Here is a 19,650-nt window from a genome sequence, read left to right as displayed (position 1 = left end):
GGCAAATATACATTGGGTTTGATGACCATCGAGGCAAGAAAGCCAATCATGTCCGATCGCCTTGTGCGAAAGCTGCGCCTTGGCTCCGGTTTGATCGTATTCGCCTTTGTGATCATGCATCTGGCCAATCACGCCCTCGGGCTGATTTCGCTCGGCGTGGCCGAACACGCGCAGCACTGGTTCATGGTCGTCTGGCGCAATCCCGTAGGAACCGTGCTTCTTTATGGAGCGCTGATCGTCCATATTCTGCTCGTGCTGTGGATGCTTTACAGGCGCCGCACGCTCGTCATGCCCGCCGGCGAGGCCTTCCAGATCGTCACGGGCCTGCTGGTGCCGTTGCTCTTGATCGATCACATCGTCGGCACCCGCATCGTGCACGAGATTTACGGCTATCACGACACCTACCGCGCGATCGTGCACGGCCTTTGGGTGACGTCGCCGGTGAACGGCGTGCGCCAGTCGCTGGTGCTTCTGATTGTCTGGCTTCATGGCTGCATCGGTGTTCATTTCTGGCTGCGCTATCGTGCCTGGTACATGGCGATCGCGCCCGTGATGCTGTCGCTCGCCATCGTTCTGCCGGTTCTCGCCCTTCTCGGCTTTGCTGCAATGGGCAAGACCGTGACCCACGAGATTGCCCAGGAAGACGAGCGCGGCTACAAAGGCGGCTACTACAGCGACATGCGAAGCTATGGCGAGACGGGGTCGGTGCCGGGCAGCCAGATGGCCGAGACCTTATGGCCCTATCGCGCCGGCTTCTATGGTGCCTTCAGCCTGTCGATCGTCACCCTCTTCGGATTTCGCGCGCATCGCAGATTGCGTGAGCGTCAATATCAGGTCGCCATCCGCTATGCGGGCGGCGAGGTCGTGCACGCGCCGCGGGGCTTCAGCGTGCTCGAGGCAAGCCGCCTTGGCGGTATCCCCCATTACTCGGTTTGCGGCGGCAAGGGCCAGTGCTCCACCTGCCGCGTCCAGATCATCGAGGGCGCCGAAAACCTGCCACCGGCTGAGCCTCTGGAGCAGAAGACCTTGAACCGGATCGGCGCCACGCCGGATATCAGGCTTGCCTGCCAGCTGCGCCCCACCGGCAATGTCAGTGTCATCCCGCTCCTGACGCCGATGGCCGAAGCGACGATCCCCGTCTATAGCCAGACCGCCAGCCCCGGCCGCGAGCGCGAGATTGTCGTCTTCTTCTGCGATCTGCGCCATTTTACCTCGCTGACGGAATCGCGACTGCCCTTCGACATCGTCTTTCTGCTCAACCGTTATTTCGCCATCGTCGGCCGCATCATCGAGGAGAATGGCGGCCGTATGGACAAGTTCATCGGCGACGGCGCCATGGCGCTCTTCGGTCTGCGTACCACACCGAAGGAGGCAAACCGGCAGGCATTGAAGGCCGCGGCCGCGATCATACGGGAGATCGACAAGCTCAGCGCGGAACTGGCCGACGAACTGGCCGCTCCACTTGAAATCGCCATCGGCCTTCACAGCGGCTCGGCCGTGGTCGGCTCGATGGGGTACGGCAGCGTCAAGAATGTGACGGCGATCGGCGACACGGTTAATGTCGCTAGCCGCCTGGAAAGCGCCGCCAAGGAATTCAACAACGTGCTCGTCTTTTCCGAGCCGGTGGCCCGGCTTTCGGAGGTCGATATGGAAGGCGTCGAAAGCCGCGAGATTGCCGTGCGCGGCCGTGGCGAACCGCTGCGAGTCTATATCGTTTCGAAGGAAACGAGCAGCCGCTTTGCCTGATGTCCCGGACAGAGCGCAGGCAGCGCGGTAACCGATCTTCTCGGTTTGCAACGGGACGGCCCTGGTGTAGGGATGCTCGGCATGTTCGACCGCAAGATGCTGACAAGAAAATACTGGCGCCGCGCTCTTCGCAGGAAACGGGATGCGATCGCCAGCCGCCTGCTCGACACGCGCCTGGGTCGGGACATTCTCGTCAGCGCGCTCGGCCCGCGCGTCAAGACGATGACGGTGGACTGCGGCGACCATGTCCTGAGCTTCTCGCCGGCCGACTACATCGGCCGCAAGGTGTTTCGCAAAGGGCATTTCGAGCGCGATCATGTCGACCGGCTGCTGAGCGTGCTGCGCGAGCGCGGCCTGGTGCGCAAGGGCTCCGTTCTTCTGGAACTCGGCGGTAATATCGGTACGCAAACCTGCTATTTTGCCTTGAGTGGCGCCTATGACCGTATTGTCAGCGTCGAGCCGGACCCGCGCAATTTCCGGCTGCTGGCGATCAACATTGCCGATAATGGCCTGCAGCAGATGGTAACGGCGGTCAATTGCGCCGCCGGCGATCACGGCGGACAGCTCGACTTCTACCTCAATCACAAGAATCACGGCAAAAGCAGTGCGTTGCGCCAGAGCGCAACCGACGAAAAAATCTCGGTTCCCGTCCTGGCCGTTCCCGATATTCTGCAGCAGGCCGGCATCGATCCCGCCGATATCGGCCTGATCTGGATGGATATCGAAGGTTACGAGCCGGTCGCATGCCGGTCGATGCAGGCTCTGATGGCGCGCAAGGTGCCGCTTTATATGGAATTTACCCCTGCCTTCTACGGCAAGGATCAGGCCAAGGCTTTCATTGCCGATCTCGCCAGGCACTATAACGAATGCCTCGCATTTTTCGAAGATGGCGTGCAGACCATGAAAGTCGGCGAACTGCCCAGCGAAGGCGAGCAGTTCGACGTTCTGTTTCTGCGCTGAAACCAGAGCGGTTCGCTTCTCCTGGGAAATGCCTTAGCAACGCCGATAGATGAAATAACGGCCTTCCTTGACGGCTTCGGGCAGGGGCAATGCCTGAAGATCCGGATGATCAAGGGGAAGGCCGCTGACGGCGATCCCGCCTGAAGCGAGCACGCCGGCCATGATCCCGGGCAGCCAGGTCAACGTCACCGCATCCTTGTCCTCGTAGCCGGTGCCGATATCGGCATGGGCAAGCGAGGCCCTCGCGCCGACGAAGTCCCTGGCCGTATCCTTGATTTCACCAAGGATGAGGTTGTCGGCCGACGGCATGGACGGGCCATAGGCATTGGCCGCCCGATCGAATGCGACGATGCGGCGATCGGGGAAAAGTTCGCGCAGATGGTCGAAGGTGCGGCCATTGCCGAGCCCGAGTTCCAGCACGGGACCGTCAATCGTTCTGACCTCGTCGGCAACGGCGTTGAGGATATCGCGCTGTGCGCTCAGGCGGCGAATGAAACTATCCAGGCGGCTCATCGTATTTCAAATATCCTTGGCGTCTTGTGCCTCTCCCTTGACCGGAGTAGCACGGCCTGCGTCACGGCGTCGACCGCCCGCTGGTTTTTCGACGCGTTTGCTGTAGGGATAGATTGTCGCGGCGCGCACTGAAGGGGGAAATATCATGGTCGAGCCATCAAAAGACGATTTCTTCCATAAACTCACGGGCTTCACCCGTTTCGAGGGCGTGACCGACAGCGCCAATTATCAGCCGCTGCCGGACGACTGGTTGATTGCCATCGCCGATATCGTCAGCTCGACGAAGGCGATCGCCGCCGGCCACTACAAATCCGTCAACATGGCGGGCGCCAGCGTGATTTCCGCCGTGCTCAACGCATTGGAGAGAGGCGATTATCCCTTCGCTTTCGGAGGCGACGGCGCATTGGTGGCGATCCCGCCGTCGGGGGAGGAGCGGGTGCGCCATGCGCTGGCGGCCGTCCGGGCCTGGGTGATGGAGGAATTGCAGCTCGACTTGCGTACGGCGCTGGTGCCGATGACGGTGATTCGCGGCGAGGGTCTGGACGTGCGGGTCGCCCGCTTCAACCCGAGCAGCTACGTTTCCTATGCCATGTTTTCCGGCGGCGGAACGAGCTGGGCGGAAAGGCAGATGAAAGCAGGGAACTTCGTCGTCGAGGCGCTGCCGACAAAGGCGGAGCCGGATCTGACCGGTCTTTCCTGTCGCTGGAACCCGATCGAGGCGCAAAATGGCGAGATCGTCTCCATCATCGCCATTCCCGGCGAGGCTGGGAACGACGCAAAGTTTCAGCGGCTGGTCGCCGATATCATTGCCATTTCCGCCGAGCAGAACCGCGACGGCCATCCGGTGCCTGTCGAAGGCCCGACGCCTGCATTGAGCTTCGGCGGCGCGGATATCGAAGCGCGCGCCGTGGCCGCCCCCGCCGATCGCTGGTGGCGGAAGCTGGCCATCGACGCGCAGATCGTCCTTATCTGGATTCTCGACAAGTTCGGCGTAAGAGCTGCGACCTTCGACGCCAAGATCTATCGGCGGGACCTTGCCGCAAATTCCGATTTCCGCAAATTCGACGATGGGCTGAAAATGACCATCGACGTCGATGCCGCGCATCTCAAGCGCATCGAGGCACGCCTGTTGCAGGCCGAGGCCGAAGGTGTCTGCCGCTTCGGGCTGCACCGGCAGGACAGCGCCCTGATGACCTGCTTCGTGCCGACCCCGCTCATGCGCGACCATATGCATTTCATCGACGGTGCGAGCGGCGGCTATGCAATGGCGGCGATGGCCTTGCGGGAAAAGGGGCCGCCGGCGCTCGCCGTGGGCGAGTGATTTTCGCGCGATGGAGCGGTGATGCGGCTGACGCGTTCAGGTTGCGGTTGCGATTTTTATCGATGCGCTTCGTTTTTACCCATTGTTTCAGCGTCATATGCGCCTTATCTCAAAGAGAACAAAACGAGAGTCGTCGCTTGCGGCGATTGTCTTTTGCTGCATTTCATATGCGGGGCGCGGGAGAGATGCAGCCGAATTTTCTGGCGTCGACATGACCTGACGAAGGAAAGCATCGACGCTGTCGCATGATGATTTTGTCCGACCTCAAGCCGATAGGCCGGGGTTGCGGAGATGGCGGCTTTCCATGGCCGGGATGGAGCATCAGGCATTTCAAGATGGGCCGCGGGGAAAATGACTATTCATTCGAGTGTTTCCGATATTCTTCTCGACAAAGTGGCGGAATGGCTGACGCAGGCGGCGCTGACGGGCGAAAACCTGGAAACCATCGTGCGCGGCTTCTGCGAGCGCATGGCGGCGACGGGAATGCCGCTTATCCGCGTGCATCTGACCTTTTCCATGCTGCATCCGCTTTATGACGCTCTCGGCTTTACCTGGCGGCGCGCTGGCGGTTTGACGATCGAAGGCTATCGCCATGTGAACGATAAGCCGGAACGCTTCATGCAGAGCCCCTATTATTACCTTCTGTCCAATAATCTTCTGCATCTGCGCCGTCGGATCGATGTGGACGGAGCCGTGGAGTTTCCGATTTTCGAGGACCTGCGCAAGGAGAAGGTGACCGACTACCTGGCCTTCGTGCAGACCTTCGGGGCCGGCTCGGTCCAGGGCATGATGGGCTCCTGGTCCACCGATAGCCTTGGCGGTTTCAGCGAGGAGATGATCGGAGCGCTGATGCGCATGCAGAACCATCTCGCCATGGCGGCCAAGATGGCGGTTCTGGGTAAGCTTGCCAATAACATGCTGACCACCTATCTCGGCGGCGATGCCGGCAACCGCGTTCTGAACGGGCAGGTCCGCCGCGGCGACGGCGAGACGATCCGTGCGGCGCTGGTCATGGGCGATATGCGGCAATCCACCGTCTATGCCGAGAAGGAAGGGCGACAGGCCTATATCGATACGCTGAACGAGTTCTTCGATGCCATCGCAGCGCCCTTCAACCGCAATGGCGGCGAAATCATGAGCTTTCTCGGCGATGGATTCCTTGCGGTCTATCCCTGTGGCCGGCACAAGGATCCGTCCAAGGTGGCCTGCGAGGCGGCACTATCGGCCGTCTTCGAGGCGCAGCGCCGCGTTGCCGCCCTCAACAAGGATCGTCAGTCGCGCAGCCTCAGCAAAGTGCGTTACGGAATAGGCCTGCATGTCGGCAACGTCATGTTCGGCAATGTCGGATTGAAGGATCGGTTGACGTTCTCAGCCTTCGGCGCTGCCGTCAACGAGGTGGAGCGGCTGCAGTCCCTGACCAAGAAATACGGAACGGAGGTTGTCGCAAGCCAGGCCTTTTCCGGCTATACCGACTGCGAATGGGGGACGCTCGGCGAGGAAAAACTCCGCGGAGTGCGCCAGCGCTTTACCGTGGTCTCTCCGATGGCAGCAGCCATTGCCAATGGTATCGCGGAGGTTTTCCACGACACTGCGGCGGATGGGCTCTCCGAGGCCGAGCAGGTTATCCTCCTGCATAGGGACGCCAAGAAGTTCGAAGGCCGCGTTCAAGTCGAAAACCTGACCCAGTGACCTCTGCCGCCGCCTGGTTCAGCATCGGCCGATATATCACTGGAAAGACGACAGAATTTTTACAGTCTTTGCACCGCTTTGACCAGCTAGACACCCGTTATGCCCTACGTTAGTGTGCCGCATAAGGCCACAAAGGTCATGTGAGCGGGAAGTAATATGTATGGCGTCAGGGACTGATCTACTGCGTATTGAGAACCTCGACGTCTCGTTTTCCCTTTACGGGGACAATCTGCGTGTCGTCAAAAACGCCGGTTTGAGGGTGCTTCCCGGCAAGGTCACGGCGCTGGTCGGCGAATCCGGCTCCGGCAAATCCATTATCAGCCAGTCGATCATGGGCATCCTGCCGACGCCGGCGACGGCGACGGGGCGGATTCTTTTTACCGACCCGCTCGACGGCGAGACCACCGATCTTCTCCAACTGCCGCGTGACGGCGCCGCCATGCGCAGGCTGCGCGGCGCGCGCATGGCCAAGATCTTCCAGGAGCCAATGACGTCACTGTCGCCGCTGCATACGGTGGGCAACCAGATCAGCGAAGTGCTCCGCATTCACAGCCCCGGCAGCAGCAGGGCGGAGCAGCGCGAGAAGACCGAGGAAATGCTGAGTCTCGTCGGCTTTCAGGATCCCTACCATACCTTCGACATGTATCCTTTCGAGCTCTCCGGCGGCATGCGCCAGCGCGCGATGATCGCCATGGCGCTGATCTGCAATCCGGCGCTTCTGATCGCCGATGAACCGACGACAGCGCTTGACGTCACCATCCAGGCGCAAATTCTCGGGCTGCTGCGCAACCTCCAGCAGACCCTCAACATGGCGATGCTCCTGATCACCCACGATCTCGGTGTTGTCGCCAACATGGCCGACGAGGTCGTCGTCATCTATCACGGCGAAATCATGGAGGCCGGGCCGGTCGAAACGATCTTCCGTCAGCCGCAGCACCGCTATTTGAAGGCCCTGATGTCGGCGGTGCCGCATTTTGATATGAAACCGGGCGAACGGTTGAAGTCCTTGCGGGATGTTCCCGTCAATCTCGGTACCTTCTCCGGCAAGAAGAAGCTGATCGGCCACGGCGTACCCGCCGCCGGCACGGCACCCGATGTCCTGCTCAGCGTGCGCAACCTGACCAAGACCTATACATCGAAGGCCGGTGGCCTGTTCGGCAGGCGGGATAGCACGAAGTTCCGCGCGGTCGATAATGTCAGCTTCGATATCCGCCGCGGCGAATGTCTTGGCCTGGTCGGGGAAAGCGGCTGCGGCAAGACGACGGTGAGCAAGATCCTCATGCGCGGCATCACGGCCGACAGCGGTTCCGTCAGCTTCGACGACGGCAGCGGCAAGATCGACGTGCTGTCCGTCAAGGGCGACGAATTGATGGATCTGCGTACGAAGATACAGATGGTCTTCCAGGATCCGGTTTCCTCCCTTTCTCCGCGCATGACGATCCGTAATATCCTGAGCGAGCCCCTGGAGATCCATGGCCATGGCGACGGCGCCGAGCGCAAGGAGAAGGTCGAGGCGCTGATGCAGGCGATCGGCCTCGACAAGCATTTTCTCAGCCGCTACCCGCACAGCTTTTCCGGCGGCCAGCGCCAGCGCATCGGCATTGCGCGCGCCTTGGCACTTGGGCCGAAGCTTCTCATCCTGGATGAGCCGGTCTCGGCGCTCGATGTGTCCGTTCAGGCGCAAATCCTGAACCTCCTCAAGGACTTGCAAAAGGAACTCGGCCTGACCTACCTGTTCATCTCGCACAATCTCGCCGTGGTCGATTACATGGCCGACAGGATCGCCGTCATGGCGCGGGGGCGCATCGTCGAAATCGCGCCGCGCGAAATCATCCTGCGCGATCCCGTTCATCCCTATACGCGCTCGTTGCTTGCCGCAGTCCCGTTCCCCGATCTCGACCGGCCTCTGGATTTCTCCGCCCTGAACAGCGAGGGGCCGGCCGCCAAACAGAAATGGGGGCCGCAATTCTCGGAAGGAGCGGACGGAGAGCTTGCCTATGCGGATCTGGGGGGCGGCCATTTCGTTCGCGCCCGCCGGGGCGTCGAAGCCCAGGAGCTGCGCAAATGGTAACGCGGCGAACCTTTCTCGGCCTGCTGGCTTCCACCATGCTGCCGCCGCCTCTTGCCGCGGCGGAGGTCGACAACGAGCCGGACTATCTCGCCGATTGGCTGCGGGCCGGTCAGATGCCGCATCTAGCGAAGCGGCTGCCGAAATTTCCGCGCGTCGTCAATGTCGCCGCCATGGGGCGCACGCCGGGCCGCTATGGCGGCTCCGTCCGCACCATCATCGGCAGCCAGAACGATATTCGTCTCATGACGATCTACGGCTATGCGCGCCTCGTCGGTTATGATCGCACGCTGACACTGCAGCCGGATATTCTGGAATCCTTTTCCGCCGTCAACGATACGGTCTTCACCTTCAAGTTGCGTGAAGGGCACAAATGGTCTGACGGACATCCGTTTACCGCCAACGACTTCCGCTACTGGTGGGAGGATGTCATTCTCAATAAGGAGCTGACACCAGGCGGCGGCGCGCTTGAATTGCGTCCGCACGGAAGCCTGCCGAATTTCGAGATGCTCGACGAGCTGACGGTGCGTTACACCTGGGATGATCCCAATCCGAATTTCCTGCCGATTCTCGCCGCCCCGCAGCCGCTCGTCATTGCCGGGCCGGCCCACTATCTCAAGCAGTTCCACAAGAAATACCAGGACAAGATTCGTCTTTCCTCGCTGATGCAGGAAAACAGGGCGAAGAAATGGCAGGATCTGCATATCAAGATGGGCCGTTCGTATCGTCCGGAAAATCCCAATCTGCCGGTGCTCGATCCCTGGAAAAACACGACGCCGCCGCCGGCCGAGCAGTTCGTGTTCGAGCGCAATCCCTATTTTCATCGCGTCGACGAGAACGGCCGGCAACTGCCCTATATCGATCGCTTGATCCTGGACATCAGCTCGTCATCGATCATCCCGGCTAAGACCGGCGCGGGAGAAAGCGAACTGCAGGCAACCGGCATAGACTTCAACGACTATACCTTCCTGAAGGAGGCGGAGAAACGCGATCCCAGCAAGATCAAGGTCAGTCTTTGGAAAGCGGCGCGCGGATCGCGTGTCGCCCTCTACCCCAATCTGAACAGCGCCGACGCCGTCTGGCGCGACCTCTTGCGCGATATTCGGGTGCGCAGAGCGCTGTCGCTTGCGATCGATCGTCATGAAATCAATATGGCTGTCTTCTACGGTCTCGGGACCGCAAGCGCCAACACGGTGTTGCCCGACAGCCCGCTTTTCAAACCTGAATATGCCTCTGCCTGGATCGAGCACGATCCGGATCAGGCCAACGCTCTTCTGGACGCTGTCGGTCTGGGCAAGCGGGATGAAGACGACGTCCGCTTGTTGCCGGATGGTCGGCGCATGGAAATCACGGTCGAGACGCCGGGCGAAAGCACGCTCGACACGGACGTCTTGGAATTGATTACCGATCATTGGCGCAAGGTCGGCGTCGCACTTTTCACGCGCGTATCGCAACGTGATATTTTCCGCAGCCGCGCCATGGGCGGCCGCATTCTGATGTCGCTGTGGTACGGCCTCGACAATGGCGTGGCAACGGCCGACATGAATCCGGGTGAATTGGCACCGACGACCAGTGACCAGATGCAATGGCCGCTTTGGGGCATGTACTATCTGTCGCGCCAGACGCAAGGCGTGGCTCCGGACGTGCCTGAGGCAGCCGAGCTGATCAAGCTGCTCGGCGAATGGGAGGAGGCTGCCTCCTCCTTCGAGCGGGCCGAGGTCTGGCACAAGATGCTGAAGATCTATACGGACCAGGTTTTCTCCATCGGTCTGATCAACGGCACTTTCCAGCCGATCGTGCATTCGGCTCGTATGCAGAACGTGCCGGAAAAGGCGCTCTACGGCTTCGACCCGACCTGTCTGCTCGGCGTCTACATGCCGGACACCTTCTGGATGAAGGAGGATCGTCCGAATGCTTAGATATATTCTCTGGCGCGTTGCGGTGATGCTCCCGACCCTGATCGTCATCTCCATGCTGGTCTTTACGATCATCCAGCTGCCGCCTGGCGACTTCTTCGATAGCCAGATCGCGGAACTGCGTGCTCAGGGCGATACCGCGAATCTTCAGGACATGGAGAATCTTCGCCACGAATACGGGCTCGACAGGCCGTTGCCGCTTCAATATCTGCACTGGGCCGGAGGTATGCTGCATGGCGATTTCGGCTATTCCTTCGAATATCAGCTGCCGGTCTCGGAAGTCGTCGGCGACCGGCTCTGGCTGACCATCCTCGTGTCGATGACGACGATCCTTCTGACCTGGTTGATCGCCTTCCCGATCGGCATCTATTCCGCTACCCATCAATATAGCTGGAGCGATTACGGGCTGACCTTCCTCGGGCTGCTCGGCATAGCCATTCCGAACTTCATGCTGGCGCTGATCCTGATGTATTTCGCCAATGTCTGGTTCGGCATATCGATCGGCCATTTGATGGATCAAAAATATCTGTCGCAGCCGATGAGCTGGGAAAAAGCGCGCTCGATCCTGTCGCACTTATGGATTCCGGTCATCATCGTCGGTACGGCCGGGACGGCGGGCATGATCCGCCGCCTTCGCGCCAATCTGCTCGACGAGATGCAGAAGCAATATGTCGTCACTGCGCGCGCCAAGGGGCTGCATCCGTTGAGGGTGCTGGTGAAATATCCGTTGCGCATGGCGCTGAATTTCTTCGTCGCCGATATCGGATCGATCCTGCCGTCGATCATATCCGGCGCAGAGATCACCGCCATCGTGCTGTCTCTGGAGACGACCGGCCCGATGCTGATCCGGGCCTTGCAGAGCCAGGACATGTATCTCGCCGGCTCTTTCCTGATGTTCCTGGCCTTCCTCAACGTTATCGGCGTGCTGATCTCCGATATCGCCCTTGGCTTTCTCGATCCCCGCATCCGCTTGCAAGGCAGGAGCACAAAGTGAGCGTATCCCTGCCAAAACCCGGTGCCCCTTTGGAGCACTATGTCTCGAATGCGAATTTCGATCCCGATCAGTTCGAAGCCATGTCCGCGGGCCAGCAACGCTACTATATGGCGTCGCAAAAGAAGCTGATGTGGTGGAAGTTCAAGAAGCACAAACTTGCGCTTGCGTCCGGCATTTTTCTGCTGCTGGCCTATGGCATGATCGTAATTGCCGAGTTCCTGGCGCCCTACGGGCTGCATACCCGCAATGTCGACTATATTCATTCGCCGCCGCAGATGATCCACCTCTTCGACAAGGGCAATTTCGTCGGGCCGTTCGTCTACGGCCGCAAGATGACGCTCGATATCGATACGCTGCGCCGGATCTACACCGACAATCCCTCCGACGTGCAGCCGATCCGCTTCTTTTGCCGGGGTGACGCCTATCGTTTCTGGGGACTGGTGGATTCGAACGTTCATGTGGTTTGCCCGGCCGTCGGCGGCCAGATGTATCTGCTCGGCACCGACCGGCTGGGTCGTGACGTCTTGTCGCGCATCATCTATGGCGCGCGCATATCCCTGACGATCGGTCTGATCGGCATCTCAATCAGTTTTGCGCTCGGCATCGTCATCGGCGGTCTCGCCGGCTATCGCGGCGGCCTTTTCGATCTTCTCGTGCAACGTGTGATCGAGGTGCTGCAGTCGCTGCCGAGCCTTCCCTTGTGGATGGCGCTCGCCGCGATCATGCCGGTGAGCTGGAGCCCTATCATCGTCTACTTCGGCATCACCATCATCCTCGGCATCCTGGACTGGACCGGGCTTGCCCGCGCCGTGCGCTCCAAGCTTCTATCCTTGCGCGAGGAGGACTATGTGCTTGCCGCGCAACTCATGGGTGCAAGCACGCCGCGCATCATCGGCCGCCACCTCGTCCCCGGCTTCATGTCGCATCTGATCGCCACCGCGACGATTTCGGTTCCGAGCATGATTCTCGGCGAAACTGCCCTAAGTTTCCTCGGATTGGGCCTTCGTCCGCCGATCACGAGCTGGGGCATCCTGTTGACCGAGGCCAAGAACGTCAGCGTGATCGCCTTTTATCCATGGCTTCTTTTTCCGATGATCCCCGTGATATTGGTTATTCTGGCGTTCAACTTTTTAGGAGACGGGTTGCGCGATGCCGCCGATCCCTACAAATAGCAGGGTGAATGGCGAAGACAGGATTGCAATTCGACGAGCGGTCGCGGATGTCGTTTGCCGACAAACCGCGTTATGACTTTTACCCCCAGAGGTTTTGCCAATGAAGCGGCGCTTAGAAGATGCTCGAATCCTCATGTACAGCCACGATACGTTCGGTCTTGGCCACCTGCGGCGATGCCGGACGATCGCGCATGCGCTTGTTGAGGATTATCGCGGGCTGAACGTGCTGATTATCTCCGGCGCGACGATTGCCGGGGCGTTCGATTATCGCTCTCGCGTGGATTTCGTCAAAGTGCCGAGCGTCATCAAGCTGCGTGATGGCGAATATACGTCGATGGCGAGCCATGTCGCGCTTCAGGAAACGCTGAAGATGCGGCAATCGATCATCCGCCATACGGCGGAAACCTTTCAGCCGGATGTCTTCATCGTCGACAAGGAGCCGCTGGGTCTCAAGGGCGAGGTCGAGGAGACGCTGACCTATCTCAAGGCGCGCGGCACGACGCTCGTTCTGGGGATGCGCGATGTCATGGACGCGCCGCATCTGCTGGAGGCGGAATGGAAGAAAAACAACGTGCTGCAGAAGATCGACCAATTCTATGATCGTGTTTGGGTCTACGGTCCGCCGGATTTCCATGACCCGCTTATCGGCCTCGACGTACCCGCGGGCGTGCGCCGGAAAATGGAGTTCGTCGGCTTCCTGCAGCGCAGCGTTTCCACTTTGGGCACCAAGTCCGAACACGTGCCAGACGAGGACTATATCCTGGTGACGACAGGCGGCGGCGGCGACGGCGCCGATCTGGTCAGCGATGTTGTCGGCGCTTTCGAGCAGGATAGCGCCCTGACGCAGAAGACGCTGATCGTCCTCGGCCCCTATATGCCGGCCAAGGAGCGCGGCCAGCTCTTGGAGCGCGCCAGCAAGATCGACTGTCTGCAGGTGATCGAGTTCGACAACAAGATGGAAGAGCTGATCGCCGGCGCCAAGGCCGTGGTTGCCATGGGCGGTTACAACACTTATTGCGAGATCCTGTCTTTCGACAAGCCGGCGCTGATCATTCCGCGCACCCGGCCGCGCGAGGAGCAGTTGATCCGCGCTCAGCGCGCCAGCGAGCTTGGCCTCGTCGACATGCTGCTGCCGGAGGAATCCGCCGATCCGAAGCAGCTTGCCGCCGCCTTGAAGCGCCTGTCGAACCGCGCGCCGCCTTCGGCGAGCAGCAGCAACATGCGCCTTGAAGGGCTGGTGCATATTTCGCGCACCATCGGCGAGTGGTTCGATGACCGCGAGCGCTACACGCCGCTGTCGATCGTTGCCGAATAGATTATCGGAAGCTATCGATGCGGAAGAAAATACTGGTGGTCCTCAAGGGCTATCCTCGCCTGTCGGAAACCTTCATTGCGCAGGAGCTGCTTGGCCTGGAAAAGGCCGGCTTCGACCTGACGCTGATTTCGATGCGCAAGCCGACGGACAAGAAGCGCCATCCCGTCCATGACGAGATCAAGGCGCGGGTCGTCTATCTGCCGGAATATCTGCATAATGAACCGCTGAGGGTGCTGCGGGCCTTTCTGGCGGGCATCGGCAAGCCGGGCTTCAGGCCGCTCGTGAAGCAATTCTGGGCCGACCTGAAGCGGGATATTACCCCAAATCGCGTGCGGCGCTTCGGCCAGGCATTGGTTCTGGCGCATGAATGGCCCGATGGCGGCGAATGGCTGCATGCGCATTTCATCCACACGCCGGCTTCCGTGACCTCCTATGCCAGCATCATGACCGGTGTTCCCTGGACCTGCTCGGCGCATGCCAAGGATATCTGGACGTCGCCGGACTGGGAACTCTCGGAAAAGCTCGGTCGCGCCCGCTGGACGGTGACCTGCACGCGCACCGGCTTCGAGCACATGCGCGATCTGATCCAGACGGATGACAAGGTGTATCTGAGCTATCACGGCCTGGATCTCGATCGCTTCGCCCCCTTTGCCGGCGAACATTCCGATCGGGATGGCACGGACGCTTCCGACCCCGCCTTCATTCTCAGCGTCGGGCGCGCGGTGGAGAAGAAGGGATACGACGTGTTATTGAAGGCGCTGGCGCTGTTGCCTGGCGATCTCAACTGGCGCTTTACCCATATCGGCGGCGGCGATGGGCTGGCAAAGCTGAAGCCGCTGGCCGACGCACTCGGCATTGCCGACCACATCACCTGGAAGGGAGCGCTGGCACAGGAGGATGTGCTTGCCCATTATCGTCAAGCCGATATCTTCGCGCTTGCTTGCCGCGTGGCGGCCGACGGCGATCGCGATGGCCTGCCGAATGTGCTCGTGGAAGCATCGAGCCAGCGTCTCGTCTGTGTTTCCACCAATGTCTCCGGCGTTCCCGAACTGCTCGAGGATGGTGAGAATGGTCTTGTCGTTCCATCCGAGGACCCGCAAGCGCTCGCCGTGGCGCTGGAAGCGGCCATTCGCAATCCGGCGCTGCGCCATAGGCTCGCAGACGCGGGCGAAAGGCGGGTGCGCGAGCAATTCGATTATCATGCCAGTATCCGGCAGTTGACGCAGTTGTTCGAGGAGCAGTGGCAAAGGGAAGATCAATGGCGGAAATCCGCGTGACGGCCTCGCATTCTCAGCCCTTGCGCGTTTTCTTCTACGTTCAGCATCTGCTCGGCGTCGGTCATCTGGCGCGCGCGAGCCGCATTGCCAGTGCCTTGGCAAAGGATGGCTGCCAGGTAACTGTTGTCACTGGCGGCATACCGGTGAGTGGCTTCCCCGGGGCGGATGTCACCTCGGTCACATTGCCTGCCGTCGTTGCCAGCAGCGCCGGGTTTTCCGGCCTGGCCGATCAGGCTGGCAATCCCGTCGGCGAGGATTTTCTGTCGCGTCGCCGCGATCTGCTGCTGAATGCGTTCCGGCAGGCTGCCCCCGATGTCGTCATCATCGAAGCCTTTCCCTTCGGCCGCAGACAGATGCGTTTCGAGCTTTTGCCGCTGCTCGATGCCATCGCGCAGGCCAATCCAAAGCCGAGGCTTTACACCTCGGTGCGCGATATTCTGCAGCAACAGAAAAAGCCGGGCCGTGACGAGGAGACGGTAAGCCTGCTTCGCGATCACTTCGATGGCGTGCTCGTTCACGGCGACCCGCATTTTGTCCGGCTGGAGGAAACCTTTCCCTTGACCGAGGCGATCGCTGATAAGATCGCCTATACCGGCCTTGTCGCGCCCGCCTTGCCGCCGGAGCCTGCCGAAACCTTCGATATCGTCGTATCGGCCGGCGGCGGCGCCGTCGGGCGCGATCTCATCCGGGCATCGCTGGAAGCGGCAAGCCGCGTGGCGGCGGATCGCCGCTGGCTTTTGATCGCCGGGCCCAACCTGCCCGAACAGGACTATGCCGATCTCGCCGGACACGCGTCCGGCAATGTCGAGCTCGTTCGCTTCCGCAAGGATTTTCCATCTCTGCTGCGGCGGGCGGAGCTGTCGATCTCGCAAGCCGGCTACAATACCGTCGGCGATCTACTCGTCGCCGGTTGTCGCGCCATTCTGGTTCCCTTCACGGCCGGCGGCGAAACCGAGCAGTCCGTCAGGGCCGAGCGGCTGGAAAGACTGGGCTTGGCATTGGCCCTGCCGGAGGCGGGATTGACGACCGAATTGCTGGCCGCAGCCGTGAACACCGCGTTGTCGCGGCCCAAGCCGAGCAACCCGGACATCGATCTCGGCGGTGCTGCCAGAACCTCGGCTATCCTGCGCCAAATCATATAGAGAAAGCCGCGGCTGATATCGGAGACATCCTGTCGTTTTATCCTCCTGGATTCCTGCAATCTTGTGATATAAATCGAAAAATCGATGAATCGGGAGGAGCGTGGACGAAGGACCGGGCGGTTCCCCTTTTCACAATGGGGCCACGTATCCGCAACGAAATCTTCCCGCATCTCTGTAACATCGGTGCCGGCATCAGGCCGGCGCTGGGCATTGAATCTGAAAGCCTGCAGTAAGCAATGGAAAAAAGCCTAGCGCGTTACATTTGGTCGAACACCCGGCTGGAGCAGATCTGGATACTGCTGGTCGTTGCGGCGTCGATGATCCCGTATTTTCTGTCCTTCGACCTGCCCAAGCAGATCGTCAACGGGCCGATCCAGGGCAAGGGTTTCGAGCATCCCGGCGATACCCAGACCTTTATGCACATAGCCTTCAACGCGCCGCTGATCGGTCATATCGAAGTCTTTCAGGGCGTCCAGCTGACCCGCATGTGGATGCTCGTTGCGCTGAGCATGGTGTTTCTGGCGCTTGTCGTGCTCAACGGTCTCTTCAAGCTCTATATCAATACCTATAAGGGGCGGCTGGGCGAGCGCATGCTGCGACGCATCCGCTTCGAGCTGATCGATCGCGTGCTGCGGTTCCCCCCGATCCATTTCAAGAGGGTGAAGCCGGCCGAAATCGCCACCATGATCAAGGACGAGGTGGAGCCGATGGGTGGCTTCACCGGCGATGCCTTCGTGCAGCCCGCCCTTCTCGGCGGCCAGGCGGTGACGGCGCTCGTCTTCATCATCATGCAGAATTTCTGGCTCGGCATGATCGCCGCCGCCATCGTCGCCGTGCAGGCGATCGTCATTCCCCGCATGCGCAAGCGGCTTCTGGAGCTTGGCCGCCAGCGCCAGCTGACGGCGCGCGAGCTTTCCGGCCGCGTCGGCGAGATCGTCGACGGCATCGGCACGATCCACGCCAACGACACCACGAACTTGGAGCGCGCCGATATCGCCCATCGGCTCGGATTGATCTTTTCGATCCGCTACGATCTCTACCAGTGGAAGTTCTTGGTGAAATTCATCAATAATTTCCTCGCGCAGGTCACGCCCTTCCTGTTCTATCTGATCGGCGGTTTCCTGGCCTTGCAGGGTCGATTGGATATCGGTCAGCTCGTCGCCGTCATCAATGCCTATAAGGATCTGCCCGGACCGCTGAAGGAGCTGATCGACTGGGACCAGTCGCGTCAGGACGTTCAGGTCAAGTACAATCAGGTGGTCGAGCAGTTCAGCGTCGACCATTTGATCGATCCGAAAATCCAGGTCGTCTCGCATGCGCCGGCAGGGCGCATCACGCATGCCCTCGTTGCCACTAATGTGACTGTCCTCGATGATAGCGGCGCGCGCGTGCTGGATCACGTCTCGGTCGAAATCCATCCCGGGGAAAGAGTGGCGATCGTTGGCGACAGCGGCGCGGGCGGTGAATATCTCGCCGAGGCATTCGGGCGCCTGACCTGGCCGGACAGCGGCCGCATTTCGATCGATGGTCGCGATATCCTGGAATTGCCGGAATCGATAACCGGGCGACGCATCGCTTACGCTTCCTCCGAAACCTTCTTCTTCCATGGCACCTTGCGCAGTAATCTGCTCTATGGCCTCAAGCATGCGCCGTTCATTGCTCCCGTCTATACCGACGATGAGGCGACCAAGGCCAAATGGCGCGTGACGGAAGCGCGGCGCGCGGCCAATCCGGAATTCGATCTCAACAGCGACTGGGTCGATTATGCGGCTGCGGGTGCCACCGGGCCGGATGATATTTATTCGGTGATCCGTCCGGTTCTCGATGCCGTTGCCATGTCCCAGGATATCTTCGACATGGCGCTGCGCTCGAATGTCGATGCGGCTGCGCACGAGGATCTGACGTCGCGCATCGTCGAGCTGCGGCAGGCATTGCGGTCGCGGCTTGAGGAAGAAAAGCTCGAGGACCTCGTCGTTCCCTTCCAGTTCGATGCCTATAACCTGCAGGCAACGGTCGGCGAAAATCTGCTGTTCGGCACATTGAAGCGGCCGCAGATGACCAATCGCAAGCTCGCTGCGCATCCTTATTTCCGGCAGATATTCGCCGAAACCGGGCTCGTGTCCGACCTTTACGACATGGGCCTGGAGATCGCCGAAAACGCGGTCGAGCTTTTCACCGATCTGCCGCCGGACCATCCGTTTTTCCAGCAGCTGACCTTCATGACGGCGGAGGATATTCCGACCTACGAGGCACTGCTGCAGAAGCTGAACGGCAAGGGATATGAGGCGGCGACCGACGACGAACGCGCGGCCATCATCCGCCTGAGCTTCTCCTATATCGAACCGCGTCACCGCTTCGGCCTTCTGACCCAGATGCTGATGGAAAAGATCGTCGAGGCGCGGGCGAAATTCTACGAGAACATACCGGCCGATCTCACCAAGGTCATCGAGCGCTATGATCCGGAACGCTTTACCGCGTCGGCGACCTTGATGGACAATGTGCTGTTCGGCCGCATCGCCCATCAGCAGGCCAATGCCCCGGAGCAGATCCACCAGATCATGTATGATGTCTTCGGCCGCCTTGGCATGCATGACAGCGTCCTGTCGATCGGCCTGGATTTCGATGTCGGTTCGGGTGGCAAGCGCTTGACGAATGTGCAGCGCCAGAAGCTCAATCTCGGCCGCGCGCTGTTGAAGCGTGCGGATTACATCATCTGCAACCGTCCGCTGCCCGCGCTCGATCATCGCGTTCAGGACCAGATTGCGAGAGCTATCCTGGGCCAACTCGACAGCGACGGATACGCGCCGGCAATCATCTGGGTATTGTCCAATCCGAGCTTTGCCGAGTTGTTCGACCGTGTTCTGGTCTTCGACCATGGGAGTCTTGTCGAAAGCGGATCAAGTACCGATCTTTTAGAGAAAAACGGTATGTTCAAAGAACTGTTATCGTAATATCCTATCTCGACAGTGGCGTCTGGGGCCGAACACTGGGGGTACCGAAGCTCATGCTTCTGAAAGACGAAGTTGAAATGCTGAAGCGAGTGCCGATTTTTTCGCGCATCGCGCCCGCGAAATTGAAACTCTTGGCGTTTACGTCCGATCGCGTCAGCTATAATGCTGGCCAAACCCTGTTTCATCAGGGTGATCAGGGAGATGCCGCCTATGTTGTTCTTTCCGGAACCGCTGATATTCTCGTCGATAGCCCGGCCGGCGAGATCAAGGTTGCCGAAGTCGATGTGAATTCCATCGTCGGCGAAATCGCGATCCTCTGCGACGTTTCTCGTACCGCCACGGTAAAGGCCACGTCCAGGCTTGAAGCGTTGAAGATCAGCAAGGAGCATTTCCTGAAGCTGCTCAGCGATTTTCCGGAAATGGCCGTCGAGATCATGCGCGTGCTTGCAGACCGCCTCAACCATACGACCTCGGAACTGACCGCCGTCCGCAGCCGCCTCAACCAGCCGCAGTCGATGGCCACCCATTGAGATCGAGATGTTGAGCGGCTCGACCTATGGCGTCGCGCCCTTGACGAGACTTTCGG

14 protein-coding genes are annotated in these 19,650 nt (G+C 60.2%); 13 read left to right on the top strand and 1 reads right to left on the bottom strand.

Translation table 11 applies throughout. The features are described from left to right. The first annotated feature begins 21 nt into the window (after nucleotides 1–21). Together ACPYOP_RS02015 and ACPYOP_RS02010 are read left to right on the top strand one after the other, a co-directional pair. A complete protein-coding gene (locus tag ACPYOP_RS02015) occupies nucleotides 22–1,746 on the top strand; it encodes an adenylate/guanylate cyclase domain-containing protein (RefSeq protein ID WP_481408858.1) in 1,725 nt (574 codons plus the stop codon). A gap of 81 nt (nucleotides 1,747–1,827) precedes the next feature. Next, a complete protein-coding gene (locus tag ACPYOP_RS02010) occupies nucleotides 1,828–2,706 on the top strand; it encodes an FkbM family methyltransferase (RefSeq protein ID WP_481408717.1) in 879 nt (292 codons plus the stop codon). A gap of 33 nt (nucleotides 2,707–2,739) precedes the next feature. Here the strand turns inward: ACPYOP_RS02010 and ACPYOP_RS02005 are convergent, their stop codons facing one another. Beyond that, nucleotides 2,740–3,219, bottom strand: a complete 480-nt coding sequence (locus tag ACPYOP_RS02005) for a class I SAM-dependent methyltransferase (protein WP_481408716.1) — start codon at nucleotides 3,217–3,219, stop codon at nucleotides 2,740–2,742. 145 nt (nucleotides 3,220–3,364) lie between these two features. On the opposite strand from ACPYOP_RS02005, the gene ACPYOP_RS02000 reads away from it, so the two are divergent. From ACPYOP_RS02000 to ACPYOP_RS01950, 11 genes are all read left to right on the top strand, one after another. Further along, the gene (locus tag ACPYOP_RS02000) at nucleotides 3,365–4,540 is read left to right on the top strand and encodes a DUF3095 domain-containing protein (protein WP_481408715.1); all 1,176 of its coding nucleotides are present in this window, start codon (nucleotides 3,365–3,367) and stop codon (nucleotides 4,538–4,540) included. A gap of 351 nt (nucleotides 4,541–4,891) precedes the next feature. Then, complete coding sequence (locus ACPYOP_RS01995; RefSeq protein WP_481408714.1) at nucleotides 4,892–6,229, top strand: adenylate/guanylate cyclase domain-containing protein; 1,338 nt, start codon at nucleotides 4,892–4,894, stop codon at nucleotides 6,227–6,229. 160 nt (nucleotides 6,230–6,389) lie between these two features. Further along, the gene (locus ACPYOP_RS01990) at nucleotides 6,390–8,300 is read left to right on the top strand and encodes an ABC transporter ATP-binding protein (protein ID WP_481408713.1); all 1,911 of its coding nucleotides are present in this window, start codon (nucleotides 6,390–6,392) and stop codon (nucleotides 8,298–8,300) included. Further along, complete coding sequence (locus ACPYOP_RS01985; RefSeq protein ID WP_481408712.1) at nucleotides 8,294–10,216, top strand: ABC transporter substrate-binding protein; 1,923 nt, start codon at nucleotides 8,294–8,296, stop codon at nucleotides 10,214–10,216. The genes ACPYOP_RS01990 and ACPYOP_RS01985 overlap by 7 nt, the downstream gene beginning before the upstream one ends. Beyond that, complete coding sequence (locus ACPYOP_RS01980; protein ID WP_481408711.1) at nucleotides 10,209–11,207, top strand: ABC transporter permease; 999 nt, start codon at nucleotides 10,209–10,211, stop codon at nucleotides 11,205–11,207. Before ACPYOP_RS01985 ends, ACPYOP_RS01980 begins: the two co-directional genes overlap by 8 nt. Next, a complete protein-coding gene (locus ACPYOP_RS01975) occupies nucleotides 11,204–12,379 on the top strand; it encodes an ABC transporter permease (RefSeq protein ID WP_481408710.1) in 1,176 nt (391 codons plus the stop codon). Before ACPYOP_RS01980 ends, ACPYOP_RS01975 begins: the two co-directional genes overlap by 4 nt. Before the next feature lie 100 nt (nucleotides 12,380–12,479). Beyond that, the gene (locus tag ACPYOP_RS01970) at nucleotides 12,480–13,694 is read left to right on the top strand and encodes a glycosyltransferase family protein (protein ID WP_481408709.1); all 1,215 of its coding nucleotides are present in this window, start codon (nucleotides 12,480–12,482) and stop codon (nucleotides 13,692–13,694) included. A gap of 17 nt (nucleotides 13,695–13,711) precedes the next feature. Then, nucleotides 13,712–14,971 (top strand): glycosyltransferase family 4 protein, encoded by a 1,260-nt coding sequence (locus ACPYOP_RS01965; RefSeq protein ID WP_481408708.1) that lies wholly within the window; start codon nucleotides 13,712–13,714, stop codon nucleotides 14,969–14,971. After that, nucleotides 14,953–16,113 (top strand): glycosyltransferase family protein, encoded by a 1,161-nt coding sequence (locus ACPYOP_RS01960; protein ID WP_481408707.1) that lies wholly within the window; start codon nucleotides 14,953–14,955, stop codon nucleotides 16,111–16,113. The genes ACPYOP_RS01965 and ACPYOP_RS01960 overlap by 19 nt, the downstream gene beginning before the upstream one ends. Nucleotides 16,114–16,349: 236 nt before the next feature. Beyond that, a complete protein-coding gene (locus ACPYOP_RS01955) occupies nucleotides 16,350–19,064 on the top strand; it encodes an ABC transporter transmembrane domain-containing protein (RefSeq protein WP_481408706.1) in 2,715 nt (904 codons plus the stop codon). A 53-nt stretch (nucleotides 19,065–19,117) separates the two neighbouring features. Next, nucleotides 19,118–19,594: a cyclic nucleotide-binding domain-containing protein gene (locus ACPYOP_RS01950; RefSeq protein WP_112342423.1), complete on the top strand. Its 477-nt coding sequence runs from the start codon at nucleotides 19,118–19,120 to the stop codon at nucleotides 19,592–19,594. Nucleotides 19,595–19,650 lie beyond the last annotated feature (56 nt).

The sequence above is a fragment of the Rhizobium sp. KNZ2-6A genome, from assembly GCF_056755475.1.
Note: the sequence above shows the minus strand (reverse complement) of the source record. Positions and strands in the feature narration are given on the sequence as shown.